Annotated in this window: 12 protein-coding genes; 9 read left to right on the forward strand and 3 right to left on the reverse strand. The window is 58.3% G+C overall.

The window, feature by feature from the left end:
* The first annotated feature begins 5 nt into the window (after positions 1-5).
* From BLP93_RS07290 to BLP93_RS07310, 5 genes are all read left to right on the forward strand, one after another.
* On the forward strand, positions 6-1,739 hold the full coding sequence (locus BLP93_RS07290; protein WP_092119314.1) for a 30S ribosomal protein S1: 1,734 nt from the start codon (positions 6-8) through the stop codon (positions 1,737-1,739).
* On the forward strand, positions 1,726-2,619 hold the full coding sequence (gene sppA, locus BLP93_RS07295; protein ID WP_092119317.1) for a signal peptide peptidase SppA: 894 nt from the start codon (positions 1,726-1,728) through the stop codon (positions 2,617-2,619). Before BLP93_RS07290 ends, sppA begins: the two co-directional genes overlap by 14 nt.
* Before the next feature lie 68 nt (positions 2,620-2,687).
* A complete protein-coding gene (mqnE, locus tag BLP93_RS07300) occupies positions 2,688-3,752 on the forward strand; it encodes an aminofutalosine synthase MqnE (RefSeq protein ID WP_341844747.1) in 1,065 nt (354 codons plus the stop codon).
* Between the two features lie 68 nt (positions 3,753-3,820).
* Entirely contained in the window at positions 3,821-5,230 is a 1,410-nt protein-coding gene (locus tag BLP93_RS07305) for an aspartate kinase (RefSeq protein ID WP_092119320.1), read from the forward strand.
* 121 nt (positions 5,231-5,351) lie between these two features.
* Positions 5,352-5,582, forward strand: a complete 231-nt coding sequence (locus BLP93_RS07310; RefSeq protein WP_092119323.1) for a ferredoxin — start codon at positions 5,352-5,354, stop codon at positions 5,580-5,582.
* A gap of 7 nt (positions 5,583-5,589) precedes the next feature.
* On the opposite strand, the gene BLP93_RS07315 is transcribed toward BLP93_RS07310, so the two are convergent.
* Entirely contained in the window at positions 5,590-7,578 is a 1,989-nt protein-coding gene (locus BLP93_RS07315) for a lytic transglycosylase domain-containing protein (protein ID WP_092119326.1), read from the reverse strand.
* 206 nt (positions 7,579-7,784) lie between these two features.
* Here BLP93_RS07315 and BLP93_RS07320 point away from each other — a divergent pair, with 206 nt between their 5' ends.
* A complete protein-coding gene (locus tag BLP93_RS07320) occupies positions 7,785-8,429 on the forward strand; it encodes a pyrimidine 5'-nucleotidase (protein WP_161946227.1) in 645 nt (214 codons plus the stop codon).
* 124 nt (positions 8,430-8,553) lie between these two features.
* Here BLP93_RS07320 and hypB read toward each other — a convergent pair whose 3' ends face one another.
* On the reverse strand, positions 8,554-9,216 hold the full coding sequence (gene hypB, locus BLP93_RS07325) for a hydrogenase nickel incorporation protein HypB (RefSeq protein ID WP_092119332.1): 663 nt from the start codon (positions 9,214-9,216) through the stop codon (positions 8,554-8,556).
* Positions 9,217-9,220: 4 nt separating this feature from the next.
* Positions 9,221-9,577, reverse strand: a complete 357-nt coding sequence (gene hypA, locus BLP93_RS07330) for a hydrogenase maturation nickel metallochaperone HypA (protein ID WP_092119335.1) — start codon at positions 9,575-9,577, stop codon at positions 9,221-9,223.
* A 299-nt stretch (positions 9,578-9,876) separates the two neighbouring features.
* Between hypA and BLP93_RS07335 the strand changes: the two genes are divergently transcribed.
* The 3 genes from BLP93_RS07335 to BLP93_RS07345 all read left to right on the forward strand — a co-directional run bounded on the left by BLP93_RS07335 (position 9,877) and on the right by BLP93_RS07345 (position 13,351).
* Entirely contained in the window at positions 9,877-10,533 is a 657-nt protein-coding gene (locus tag BLP93_RS07335) for a CBS domain-containing protein (protein ID WP_092119338.1), read from the forward strand.
* Between the two features lie 2 nt (positions 10,534-10,535).
* A complete protein-coding gene (locus tag BLP93_RS07340) occupies positions 10,536-11,318 on the forward strand; it encodes an ABC transporter ATP-binding protein (protein WP_092119341.1) in 783 nt (260 codons plus the stop codon).
* A gap of 122 nt (positions 11,319-11,440) precedes the next feature.
* Positions 11,441-13,351: an AMP-binding protein gene (locus BLP93_RS07345; RefSeq protein WP_092119344.1), complete on the forward strand. Its 1,911-nt coding sequence runs from the start codon at positions 11,441-11,443 to the stop codon at positions 13,349-13,351.
* The last annotated feature ends 21 nt before the right edge of the window (positions 13,352-13,372 follow it).

Raw genomic sequence — 13,372 nt, forward strand, 5'->3', positions numbered from 1 at the left:
ACACAATGAACAACACAACAGAAACGCAGGATCAATTCGCCGAGGAGATGGAACTCGACTTCGAGGCAGAGCTGGAGCAGTATCTCAACGACGATTTCGGGGATGTCGATGAAGGATGCATCGTCCAGGGGGAAGTGGTCAAGATTGATGGAGATTACGTCCTTGTTGACGTGAACTTCAAGTCCGAAGGCCAGATTCCCGCCCAGGAGTTCAAGGATCACGAAGGCAATGTGACCGTGAAGCTGGGCGACAAGATCGACGTCTACGTCATCAAGAAGAACGAAGGCGAAGGCTCGATTCTGCTGTCCAGGGAAAAAGCCAAGCGAATGCAGCTTTTCGACAAGCTTGAAGCGATCCTGGATTCCAATGAAGTCATCACAGGCGAGATCACCAAGCGTATCAAGGGCGGTTATCACGTGGACGTGGACGGGGTGGAAGCATTTCTTCCCGGGTCCCATGTGGATCTGCGGCCGGTTCCGGATATGGACGCCCTGGTCGGGCAGGAGTTCGAGTTCCGAGTTCTCAAGGTGAATCGACGCCGCAGCAACGTTATCGTTTCCCGCCGTGTCCTTCTGGAAGAAGAGCGTGACAGCATGCGTCAAACCTTGCTGCAAAACATCGAGGAAGGTCAGAAGGTTGAGGGCAAGGTCAAAAATATTACGGATTACGGCGTCTTTGTCGATCTGGGCGGGCTTGACGGCCTGCTGCACATCACGGACATGGCCTGGAAACGCATTCGCCATCCCAAGGAAATGGTTCAGATCGGGGACGAACTGGAACTGATGGTCCTCAACTTCGACAAGGAACATCAGAAGGTTTCTCTCGGCTTGAAGCAGCTTGTTGCGGATCCGTGGACGAACATTGCCGCGAAATTTCCGGAAGACACTCGTCTGACGGGCAAGGTTACCAACCTGGTGGATTACGGCGCCTTTGTGGAATTGGAGCCCGGCGTAGAGGGCTTGGTGCATATCTCTGAAATGTCCTGGACTCGAAAATTGCGCCATCCCTCCCAGATGGTCCGCGTCGGCGACGCCGTGGACGTGATCGTTCTGGGCGTGGATCAGGAAAAGAAGCGCATTTCCCTTGGCATGAAGCAGGTCGCGCCCAATCCATGGGACGTAGTGGGCGAGAAGTATCCTGATGGAACAGTGCTTGAGGGCACCATCAAGAACATCACCGAGTTCGGGATGTTCGTGGGCATCGAGGACGGCATCGACGGTTTGATCCACGTTTCGGACATTTCCTGGACCAAAAAGGTCCGTCATCCCAGCGAGATCTTCAAGGTGGGGGATATTGTTCAGGCCAAGGTGCTCACTGTGGACAAGGACAGCGAGAAGTTCACCCTGGGCATCAAGCAGCTCAGCGACGATCCCTGGTCTTTGGTTCCCACCCGCTACCCGGTCGGCTCCACTGTCTCCGGCACGGTGACCAACATCACGGACTTCGGTCTCTTCATCGAGGTTGAAGAGGGGATTGAAGGACTGGTTCACGTTTCTGAGGTCAGCCGCAAGAAGATCAAGAAGCCCAGCGAACTGTTCCAGGAGAACCAGGTGATTCAAGCCAAGGTCATCCACGTCAGCGCGGATGAGCGGCGCTTGGGGCTGTCCATCAAGGCTCTTGAGGAAGATGAACTGAAAAAAGGACGCGAGTTCCATGGTGCCGCCGGGGCGACCACCCAGGCCGCCAGCACCAACCTGGGCGATTTGATTCGGCAGAACATTGAGGATGGAACAGAGTAAGCCCCGATTCAGTCAGCGTCATCCTTTCCTCTTTGGATTATTGCTGATGTTCACGGCCGTGGCCCTCTTTTCGGGGGTCATGGCCGTTTGGCGTTCCTATGCCGAGAAGCACCCCGAGTCCTTTCTGTCCTTCGGCAAGCCGAAAATCGGACTGGTCCATGTCGAGGGCATGATTGTCGATGCCACGGACACCCTGAACTGGATTCGGCGGCTTCGGGAAGATCCCGGAGTCAAGGCTGTTCTGGTTCGGATCGATTCTCCCGGCGGCGTGGTGGGGCCCTCCCAGGAGCTTCACGGCGCTTTGGAGCGACTGCGGGACAAAAAGCCCGTGGTCGTTTCCATGGGCGCGGTGGCCGCATCCGGAGGGTATTATATAGCCGTGGCCGGCGACAAAATCGTGGCCAATCCCGGTACGCTGACCGGCAGCATCGGCGTCAGAATGGAATTGACCAATCTGCAAGGGCTGATGGAAAAACTTGGCATTCGCCGCCATGCCATCGCCAGCGGGCAATTCAAAACAACCGGGTCGCCCTTCGAGGAACTTACCGAGCATGAACGCGCCTACCTGGAGGCCGTGGTCATGGACATGCACGGCCAGTTCGTGCGGGCCATTTCCGCGGGAAGAGACCTGACGCTGGAAGATGTGGAAAAGGTGGCCGACGGCCGGATCATGACCGGGCTGCAAGCCCTGGAATACGGCCTGGTGGACGTGCTCGGCGGCCGGGAGGAGGCCCTGGAACTGCTTCGTGCCCTGGCCGGGATTGACGATCACTTTGATCTGATTGAGGATCCGACACGGCAACGCCCGATCTGGAAGCGCATTCTCGGGTCGGTGGAGGATGAATTACGCATTCAGGGACCGGTATGGGTATTCAAATAGCAACTTCTCACCAGAGGCCCGTCGCGTAATCACGCGGCCTCGCAATCTTGTTTGGAAGGATAAACAACGTGCCGGCGAGAATCTTGGACAAGGCAGCGCAAGGGGAACGGCTGACGCTGGACGATGCCCTGATTCTGGCTCAGGAGGCGGACATCCATAGCCTGGGTCGTGTGGCTCTGGCCCGCCGTACTGCGCGCCATGGCCGGAATGCCTATTTTGTCTACAACCAACACATCAACTACACCAACATCTGTCAGAACGCCTGCCGTTTTTGCGCTTTCAGCCGCCAAAGCGGAGACCGAGATGCCTACACCCTGAGCGTGTCCGAGGCCGTGGAGCGGGTCAGTTCACGTCGCGAAGATCCGATTAGGGAGGTTCATATTGTTGGCGGGTTGAATCCGAATCTACCTTACGAGTACTATCCTGAACTCGTGCAGGGTGTGAAAAATGCCCGTCCCGCTGCCTCGGTCAAAGCCTTTACCGCCGTGGAGGTGGCTTTTCTGGCTGAGCGCGGCAACATTTCTCCGCGTCAGGTCCTGGAAGATCTTCGTCAGGCCGGTCTTGACGCTCTGCCTGGAGGCGGCGCGGAAGTCTTTTCTCCAGCGCTGCGCCAAAAGCTCTGCCCGGAAAAAATTTCGGGACAGCAATGGCTGAACATCCATCAGCTGGCTCATGAACTGGGCATTCCTTCCAATGCCACCATGCTCTTCGGGCATGTGGAGACCTGGTGGGACCGCCTGGAACACCTTCTGGCATTGCGGGACCTGCAGGATCGCACCGCCGGTTTCCTCTGCTTCATTCCCTTGCCGTACCAACCGCACCATAATGAACTTCGTGCCAAAGGACCGGACGGACTGGACATCCTGCGCATGCTCGCGATTTCCCGTATTTTTCTGGACAACTTTGCTCATCTGAAGGCCTACTGGGTCATGACCGGGGTCAAGGCCGCCCAGATGGGCCTGTGGTATGGCGCCGACGACCTTGACGGAACCATTGTCGAGGAACGTATCGGTCATGCCGCCGGAGCGACGTCGCCCAAAGGCATGACCCGTGATCAGATCGCGCAGGCCATTGTTCAATCCGGGTTCACGCCTGTCGAACGGACCAGCCATTTTGAGGCGGTTGCGCAGTAGCCGCCCGTTCTCTCCTCGCGATCGACGCATCAACTTTTGCATCATCCCTTTCAGGGAGCAATCCAAACGTGAAAGTCATCAAAATCGGCGGCGGCTGCCTTAACGGCAAGGAAACCATCGCCGCTATCCTGGACCTGCTGGTCACGCGGGGCCGGGGAAATGTTATCGTGGTCTCGGCTCTGGGCGGCGTGACGGACTTGTTGCTGGGCGGCATGTCCCAGGCCCTGGCCGAAGAGGAGGCCGTGGGCCGGATCATGGACCGCCTCAAGCACAAGCACATGCTCGTGGCCCGGCACCTGATCCACGACGAGCAGCATATCCGGTCCTATGCCCGGGAACTGGGCAAGTCCCTCGCCAGACTGGAACGGCTGTTGTACGGACTGCACTACACCGGGGAAATCACCGCGAAAATGGAAGACGCCATCAGCAGCTTTGGCGAGAGGATCTGCGCCCAACTGCTTGCGGCGGTTCTGAATGCGCGAGGATGCAAGGCGTCCTGCCGCCTGCCCGAAGAAATCGGCGTGGTCACGGACGGCAAGTTCGGAGATGCTTCGGCCCTGCTGGCTCCCTCGGAACGACATTTCCGGGAGCGGCTTCTGCCCCAGATCAACAACGGCCAGGTCACCATCATTCCAGGGTTCTACGGAATCAGCTCCTCCGGGGAGACGACCACCTTCGGCCGGGGGGGGAGTGATTATTCAGCGGCCGTGCTGGCGGCAATTTCCGGAGCCGAGGTTCTGGAAATCTGGAAGGACGTGGACGGATTTCTGAGCGCGGATCCCAAATTCGTGCCCGAGGCCAGGCTGATCTCCGAGCTGTCCTACGACGAGGCCGCGGAACTGGCATATTTCGGCGCCAAGATCCTGCATCCGCGCACCGTGGAACCGTTGCGGAAAAAAGCTTTGCCCATCGCCATCAAGAACACGCTGCGCCCCGACGAGGTGGGCAGCCGGATCACGGCCCGCGGCAAGGCGGATGCGGGAGTGATCAAGAGCGTGGCCTACACCACGGATATCGCCATCCTCAAGGTTCATGCCTCGGGGGTGGGCAAGCGGCGGGGAATTCTGGGGGAAGTGGCCAACGCCGTGGCCGCACGGGGCGTGAATATCAAGTCGGTGGTCACCTCCCAGACGTGTATCAGCCTGCTCCTCTCCCGCCGGGATCTGGAGCCGGCAGCCCAGGCTCTGGCCGCGCTGAAACCCCGCCCCTACCGCAAACTGGAAAAAAACGAGAACATCGCCCTGATCGCCGTGGTGGGCAAAGGGCTGTCCACCAAACCGGGCATTGCCGCGGCCTGCTTCAGCGCGGCCGCCGGATGCCGGGTGAACATCGAGATGATCGCCTTCGGTCCCTCTCCGGTGGCGCTGTACTTCATTGTCCGGGAGCATACCCTGCACAAGGCCGTGACCGCCATCCACTCCGCCTTTTTCGCTGATCCGGCTTGCGCCGTGGACGCATCGGCTACGCTGTCGAAATAACCTGGACGTGGGGCTTCGCACGCCAGCAGTGCTCCGTCCACGCAGCCTCGATCGCTCCCGCCACGCAGGAGCGAACTTTCTCCACGCATGCATTTCATCGGTCCAGGACGGGAATCACGACATGACAAATACAAAGCAGTCAACAAACAAGGCCGACCTGGAACTGGATCTGGAACACTGTTCCGGTTGTCAGGCCTGCCTGGAAATGTGTCCGGAAGTGTTCGGCTGGGATGACAATCTTGATAAACCCGTGCTCAAGGAATCATCAGGTCCGCGTGATCAGGTGCTCCAGGTCGCGGCGTTCTGCCCCATGGACTGCATCCGGGTGGCGGGCTGGAAACGGGACTGGTAGCTTCGCGCTATTGCGGGCTTGGCGTCCCCGCCTCTTTCCCCTCCGCAACCTGGGTTGATCCGTTCAGGGGCCTGACAGGGGCCAAGCGTGCGCTGAGCCGGGTGGGGGAGTTGCCGAGACGGTGTTCATAGATTGCGGTATAGCACAGCACGCGCTCCACATAATTCCGGGTTTCATTGAAGGGGATGGTTTCCACCCATGCATCCGCGGGCAGTTCGTTTTCCCGGGGCAGCCATCCCTTTACTCGGTGCTGCCCGGCATTGTAGGCGGCGGTGGCCAGGGCGTAATGGTTCTGCAAGTCGTCCAACTGCCGGCGCAGATACGTCGTCCCGAATCGGATATTCCGGTCCGGCTGAAGCAGAAGCCGTGAGTCGCTTAACTGTTCTCCATGCCATCCCGCGATACGTTTGCCCGTCTGGGGCATGATCTGCATCAGGCCGAGCGCTCCCGCCGAAGAGCCGACATCCTCCATGAACAGGCTTTCCTGGCGCATCACGCCGTACACCCAGGCCGGATTGAGATTCTTTGCATTGCTCTGGATGGTAATGGCCGCTGCATGGGGCAGGGGAAAACGAATATCCAGGTCCGTTGAATGTCTGGCAACGACCGTGGCCGTAATTGCCCGGTCATGCCAGCCGATCTCCTGGGCCCACCTGGCCGCGGCCTGGGCCTGGGCGTTATCGAGCCTTCCCAAGGCTTTCTGCCACTCGCTGCGCCCCGGGCCGTAACGCTCCAAGGCGAACAATTCCACGGCGCGCTGGAGTCCGGCTTCCTGACGGACAGCGGCCATTTGCTCCGATGTCACCGCAATGGGTGCGTGGTCGACATTATAGGTTCGGCCGAGTCGATCCGCCGCCAACATGCCGAAATAGTGAGATTCCGGGGCCAGCGTTTCATATATGGCCAAAGCCTGCTCCGTCCATCCGGTTTGCTCCAGAGCCCGGGCCCGCCAATATTGCCAGCGCGGCTCCGCTTTCTGACGCTCGGTGAGACCATCAACCATATGCAGCACCTGTGGCCAGTCCAGACGGCGCAGGGCGGCTCGCACCCCCCATTCCCGGAGTCGGTCGCTGCGCAGATCGCCAGGCAGCGAGCCCACTCTTTCCAAGGCGCCATCCTCAAAGCGCAGGCTCATGTACAAGGCAATATCTTCTTCAATGGCGGAAAACCGTTCCCCGATGAGCCCGTTCCGCAACTTCAGCCTGTCCCATTCTTCAGCGGTTCTGGAAGCATCAACGCGGGTCAACTTGCGGATACCGTGGGTCAGGACCGGAATCACGAAATCGTTTTCAACTCCTTTCCAATTTCGGTCCAATACCAGGCGCGGGGATTCATTCACGCTTTGCCAATAGGCCACCCAGGCTTTGTCCTCCTCAGCAGGCAGAAAACGGCTCAGGTAACGCACCAGCGAGATCTGCCCGGCGTTTATGGCAAGTTGCATGCGCTCGATAACCAATTCCCTGGTCAACCCTTTGCTGTTAATCAGGGCTTCGAACAAGGGATCACAGCTCTTGGGCCGAGAATTTCCAGACAACCACATCACCCTGGCCTGTTCCATGGCCTGTTCCGTTTTGCCGGCGCCGAGCAGAGCCTGACCATAGAGGCACTGCAGGTTCTCATTGGATTGGGGAGTATAATCCTGCAGAAAATCATTCCAGCGACGATGTTTTGCCAGTTCCGAGAGCCATTTTCGGCGCAGGGAATCCGCCACCGGAGAATCTCCGTATTTTTCAAGATAGGAACGGACATCATGAGCCAACGACGGGCACAGCCTTCTTTCCAGATCCTGCCCGACCAGATAGGGGGTCAGCGGATACCCTTCAAGCCTGGACAGAAGAGTGCGGAAGGTCTGCTGCTGCCCCTTGCGTAGGGCTTCCTCAGCTTGCAGGAAAAGCTCTCGTTGTCCCGCTCTGAAATCCGCATCGGCGTGCAGCGGCCAAAGATGCAGGGCGAACAAGGCGACAAGGCCGCAGATCATCAAACGCAGTATGCTCATGTGGGAAACTCCGAACGGTTGTGGTTCTCCGACTCAGTAGGTATGCATACTGTCAATTACTGACGAAGCTGGCAACCCCTTGACTCTCACGACGGGCTGGGGTCATGTTCCGGGGGGATGCTGGAAGGCCTGCTACCCGAAAAACGGCTGCTCAGGCAGATCCGGAAGACTTTCGATGCCGTAAAAATGAGATTTTAAGTGAAAAAATGATAGACGCACTGATATTTGACCTCGACAACACCGTGTACCCGGCTTCGGCCTCGCTTTTCCCGCTTATCGACGCCCGGATCAACAGGTATATGATGGAACACGCGGGCATTCCCGAGGACCAGGTTGACCATCTTCGCCGAAGCTACTGGAAGGAATACGGCCTGACCATGGTCGGGTTGACCTTGCACCATGGCGTCGATCCGGAGGAATACCTGGAATATGTTCATGACGTGAATGTCATGGATGTCTTGCAGCCCTGTCCGGAACTGGCAATATCTCTGGCCGCACTGCCGGGAACGAAGGTCATCCTGACCAACGGTTCTCTGGGGCATGCGCACCGGGTTCTGGAAGCCCTTGGGATACGTGATGTTTTTACGGAAATATTTGATGTCCGGTTGGCGTCCTACCGCCCCAAACCGTATCCGGAACCATACCGGGAGGTCTTGAAGCGACTGGGATATGCGGGATCGCGATGCATCATGGTCGAAGATATGGCCCTGAATCTCAAAACGGCCAAGGACTTCGGCATGTCCACCGTGCTCATCGGCCCGGGCAACGGAGAAACGTACGTGGATGTCCGGATTGATGAAGTGGCCACGTTTCCGGCTGCATACGAACAGATATTGCAACTGCTGGAGTAGCAGAAGGCAGGAGTCCTAAGACTATAAAAAATGTAACAGTCGGAATGGGTCCTATGGGTCCTATAGGTCCCATAGGACCCATTCCGACTCAAAAAAAGGCGTAACTCAGGTTCGCCCTCTGACTTTACTTGCCGGCTGTCCGCGCGGCGTTGCGAAGCCATTCGTACCATGCCTCCAGCCCTTCTCCGGTGCGGCAGGATACCGGAAAGACGAGAATTTCCGGATTCAGGGCCCGGGCAAACCGGGAGGCTTTGTCGAGATCAAAATCCACATAGGGCAGCAGATCGATCTTGTTCAGCAGCATCACCTTGGACTGGGCAAACATCATCGGATACTTTTCCGGCTTGTCGTCGCCCTCGGTCACGCTGAGCAGGGTCACCTTGGCTTCCTCGCCCAGGTCGAATTCCGCGGGACAAACCAGGTTGCCCACGTTTTCGATGAACAGAACGTCGAGTTCAGAAAGATCCATCTGTTTCAGGGCTTCCAGGATCATGGAACTGTCCAGGTGACATCCGCCGTCCGTGTTGATCTGCACGGCCTGGGCGCCGGTGGCGGCCACACGTTGGGCGTCGTTGTCGGTTTGCAGATCGCCTTCGATCACGGCCATGCGCAATTCTTCCCTCAGGTCGGTCAAGGTGCGCTCCAGCAGGGAAGTCTTTCCCGCTCCCGGAGAACTCATCAGGTTCAGGGCAAGCAGCTTGTTGGCGGCATAGACATTTCGGAGCTGGTCAGCCAGACGGTCGTTGGCTTCCAGGATATTGCGGATCACAGGGATGATCTTGGCCATGGCCTTACGAATCTCCTTCGATTTGTTCGAGGTTCATTTCCTTGCCGCTGATCACGGTATGGCCAAACTCTTCACCGCATGACGGGCATGGGGCAAAATGCAGACTCTGCACTTCCGGCGCGAATGTGGTGTTGCAGGCATTGCACCGCATGGTCAGGGGCACTTTTTCGTATTCAATCACGACCCCTTCCAAGGCCGTCCCTTTGGTCATGATTTCAAACGCAAGATCCAGCGCGTCCGGCACCATGGTGGAAAGCGCACCGTGTTTGATCTTGATCCGTTGGACGGTGCGCAGGCCGTGGTTGGCCATTTCCGTCTCCACCATACGTATTAGCGACTCGGCGATGGACATTTCATGCATGGACAAATCATTACCGGAATCAAGTGAAATCGTCCAGAGAAGAACTTGGACCGCACAGTGTTGATGCCGATGACGGCATGACTTCCGTCAACTCCTTGGCGCTGCAATCTTTGCTGGACTCAACGGCCTCAAGCGATTATCAGTCGCGACACTGACAGACAATGATCCTGCCGGATTTTTCCGTTCATGCATTGATAGCGCCGTTCGCGGAGAAGGCATGGACAACGTTCGGTTCGCGATGTCTTTTAATTGACCTTTTTCATACCTACGTCTTCACAAGCCCCAAGGAGCGCCCCGCCATGTATGTCGGACTGAAAATGATCACGGACATGCCTACCATCACCCCCGCGACATTGGTGATGGAAGCGGACAAGATCATGGAAAAAAACCGCCTCTGGATGCTCATGGCGGTTGATCAACAGAATCGGTTTCTCGGAGCCGTGCGCAAGGAAGACGTCAGGGCGGCCCTGCCTTCTCCCGTGACCACCTTGAGCCGACATGAACTGAACTATTTGATGTCCAAGCTGAGCGTGGAAAAATTGATTCTCAAGAACATCCCGTCCATCCCTCCGCAGATGGAGATCGAGGAAGCAGCCAAAATTATGTTCGATGAGGATCTGGCCGGATTGCCCGTGGTGGATTCGAAAAACAACCTGCTGGGCTACATCAACCGCAATGTGATGCTGGATGTGCTGGTGGAGGAGATGGGCCTGGCGCAGGGTGGTTCACGCATCGTTTTTGAGGTCGAAGAACGAACCGGCGTAATTGCCGAGGTATCCGGCCTCATCGCGGACATGAGGGTGAGCATCATTTCCACGGCCACCTTCTATCACAACGGCAAACGCATGGTGGTCATTCGGGTTCAGATGGACGATCCGGCCCCGATCATCAAGGCCTTGCTGGAGCGCAACTACAATATCGTCGGCCCATGCGACTTCGCCAAGGAGTGGTGCTGATCATGCCCTTGCTGGAAGTCCAGGGTGTGACCCTGACCTTTCGGGGTCTGGCCGCCTTGCTCAACGTCGGCTTCAGCGTCGAAAAAGGCCAGGTTGCATCCCTGATCGGCCCCAACGGCGCGGGCAAGACGAGCATGCTCAACTGCATCAGCGGCCGTTACCATCCTGATGAAGGCCGCATCACGCTCGACGACCGCGACCTGCTTTCCATGGCCGCCCATGACCGGGTCAAGGCCGGCCTTTCCCGCACCTTTCAGAACATCGCGCTGTTCAAAGGCTTGAGCGTGCTGGACAACCTGATGGTCGGCCGCCATGTCCGGCTGGATTACGGACTGCTTTCCTCTCTGTTCTATTGGGGCAAGGCCCGGCGCAAGGAAGACCTGCACCGGAGGCGGATCGAGGAAATCATCGATTTCCTGGGGCTGTCGCCCTATCGACATCAGGTCGCGGGCAAGCTGCCCTACGGGGTCCAGAAACGTGTTGAACTGGGACGAGCTTTGGCCGGCGAACCGGAACTGTTGCTTCTGGACGAACCCATGGCCGGGATGAACCTGGAAGAAACCGAGGACATGGCCCGCTATATCCTGGACATCAACGAGGAGTGGGGCATCACCATCCTCCTGGTGGAGCACGACATGGGCGTGGTCATGGATATTTCCGACCATGTCGTGGTCCTGGATTTCGGTCAGATCCTGGCCGCCGGGACACCGGCACAGATCCAATCCGATCCGGACGTGATCGCCGCCTATCTCGGCAGCGACAATGCCGCTTTCACCGGAAGATGATCGCTGGTTCACAAATCTGAAATTTTTGGAAGAGGCGCCTTCGGCCTCTGAACATGACGATAAGCACGGCCATGGGCTTCGGCTGACGGTCTGGCAAGACACGCACGTATACGGAAGAATCAATGCAGGAAGATTATCAACGCAACGGGAAAGGACATGAAACGACTCTGCCCCGGTTGCTGCTGGACAATGCGCAACGTTACGGCGCCAAGACCGCTTTGCGGGAGAAGGAGTGGGGCGTCTGGCAGCCGTATTCCTGGGACGAGTATCTGCGCAAGACCGCGGAGTTCGCCGCCGGGATGAAGAAGCTGGGGATGGGTAAGGGCGACGTGCTGGTGCTGATCGGGGACAACCGTCCGGAGTGGCTCTGGGCCGAATTGGCCGTGCAATCCATCGGCGGCATGGCTCTGGGGTTGTACCAGGACGCTCCCGTGGACGAGATCGAGTACATCTTCTCGTTGACCAAATGCCGGATGGTCGTGGCCGAGGACCAGGAGCAGGTGGACAAGATGCTCTCCCTGAAGGACCGGGTTTCCCACCTCCAGTACATCGTCTACCACGATGCCAAAGGCCTTTCCGGTTCCACCGAGCAGGGACTGCATCCTTTTGAGAGGATCTGTGAGCAGGGCCGCGGGGATATTGAAAAATTCGCCTCCTGGGTGGATCAGATCCAGCCCGACGACACCTGCCTCATCGCCACCACCTCCGGGACCACGGGACGGCCGAAGCTGGCCATGCTTTCCCACCGCAACCTGCTGTCCATGGCCGCCAACCTGGGACGGGTGGATCCGAAGCAGGACAGCGACGAATTCGTTTCGTTCCTGCCCCTGGCCTGGATGGGTGAGCAGATGATGGCCGTGGCATCGGCGATGCTGTTCGGCTTTTGCGTCAATTTCCCCGAAGAACCGGACACGGTCCAGGAGAACATCCGCGAAATCGGCCCGCACCTGATTTTTTCACCTCCCCGGGTCTGGGAAAACCTGGCCGCTCGGGTGCGGGTCAAGATCATGGAAACCAGCCCGCTGAAGCGGTTCCTGTACAACCTGCTGCTGCCCATGGGCATGCGGTACGCGGACTGCCTGCTGGCCGGCACCAAGCCGGGCGTGGCGTTGCGCCTGGGGCGGGCTGTGGCGGATGCCGGGCTGTTCCGGCCGTTACGGGATCGACTGGGCTTCTCGCGAATCCGCTCGGCCACCACCGGCGGCGCGGCTCTTGGCCCGGATACCTTTCGTTTCTTCCATGCCCTGGGCGTCAATCTGAAACAGATTTACGGGCAAACGGAAATCGCCGGTATTTCCTGCATCCATGCGGACGGCCGCATCGATTTCGATTCCGTGGGCGAACCTATCCCGGAAACCGAGATCATCATCTCCGAGGAAGGGGAAATCCTGTCCCGCTCGCCGGCCGTGTTTCAGGGCTACTACGCCAATCCCGAAGCCACGGCCGAGACCATCCGGGACGGCTGGCTGCTCTCGGGGGATGCCGGTTTTTTCAAGGAAAACGGGCAGCTCGTGGTCATCGACCGGCTCAAGGACGTCATGCACCTGGCCGACGGCACCCGCTTTTCCCCGCAGTTCATGGAAAACAAGCTCAAGTTCTCCCCCTACGTCCGCGAAGCCGTGATTCTGGGACGGGACCGACCCCACCTTGCGGCCATCATCAGCATTGATCCGGAAATTGTGGGCCGGTGGGCCGAGAGCCGGTTGATCACCTACACGACGTATCAGGACTTGGCATCCAAGGAACAGGTCTACAATCTGATCCGCGACGAGATCGCCGACATCAATTCGTCCTTGCCGGAAACAACGCGCATCAAGCGCTTCGCCCTGCTTTTCAAGGAACTGGACGCCGACGACGGGGAATTGACCCGAACCCGCAAGCTGCGCCGCAAGGTTGTCGAGGAGCGCTACGGGAACCTGATCGAATCCCTCTACGGCCCGGACGCCTGCATCGACCTGACGGCCTCCATCCAGTACCAGGACGGGCGAACCCGCGAAGTATGCGGAACCATTCAGATCGCCTCGGTACAGTGAGAGATGTTCCAGCCACGGAAC

Origin of the sequence: Desulfonatronum thiosulfatophilum (assembly GCF_900104215.1) — a bacterium.
Classification (GTDB): domain Bacteria; phylum Desulfobacterota; class Desulfovibrionia; order Desulfovibrionales; family Desulfonatronaceae; genus Desulfonatronum; species Desulfonatronum thiosulfatophilum.

Bases quoted from the DNA above. Each gene is read 5' to 3' on its own strand.
- BLP93_RS07290 (WP_092119314.1), top strand. From the start codon at position 6: ATGAACAACACAACAGAAACGCAGGATCAATTCGCCGAGGAGATGGAA.
- sppA (WP_092119317.1), top strand. From the start codon at position 1,726: ATGGAACAGAGTAAGCCCCGATTCAGTCAGCGTCATCCTTTCCTCTTT.
- BLP93_RS07310 (WP_092119323.1), top strand. From the start codon at position 5,352: ATGACAAATACAAAGCAGTCAACAAACAAGGCCGACCTGGAACTGGAT.
- BLP93_RS07315 (WP_092119326.1), bottom strand. From the start codon at position 7,578: ATGAGCATACTGCGTTTGATGATCTGCGGCCTTGTCGCCTTGTTCGCC.
- BLP93_RS07320 (WP_161946227.1), top strand. From the start codon at position 7,785: ATGATAGACGCACTGATATTTGACCTCGACAACACCGTGTACCCGGCT.
- hypB (WP_092119332.1), bottom strand. From the start codon at position 9,216: ATGGCCAAGATCATCCCTGTGATCCGCAATATCCTGGAAGCCAACGAC.
- hypA (WP_092119335.1), bottom strand. From the start codon at position 9,577: ATGCATGAAATGTCCATCGCCGAGTCGCTAATACGTATGGTGGAGACG.
- BLP93_RS07335 (WP_092119338.1), top strand. From the start codon at position 9,877: ATGTATGTCGGACTGAAAATGATCACGGACATGCCTACCATCACCCCC.
- BLP93_RS07340 (WP_092119341.1), top strand. From the start codon at position 10,536: ATGCCCTTGCTGGAAGTCCAGGGTGTGACCCTGACCTTTCGGGGTCTG.
- BLP93_RS07345 (WP_092119344.1), top strand. From the start codon at position 11,441: ATGCAGGAAGATTATCAACGCAACGGGAAAGGACATGAAACGACTCTG.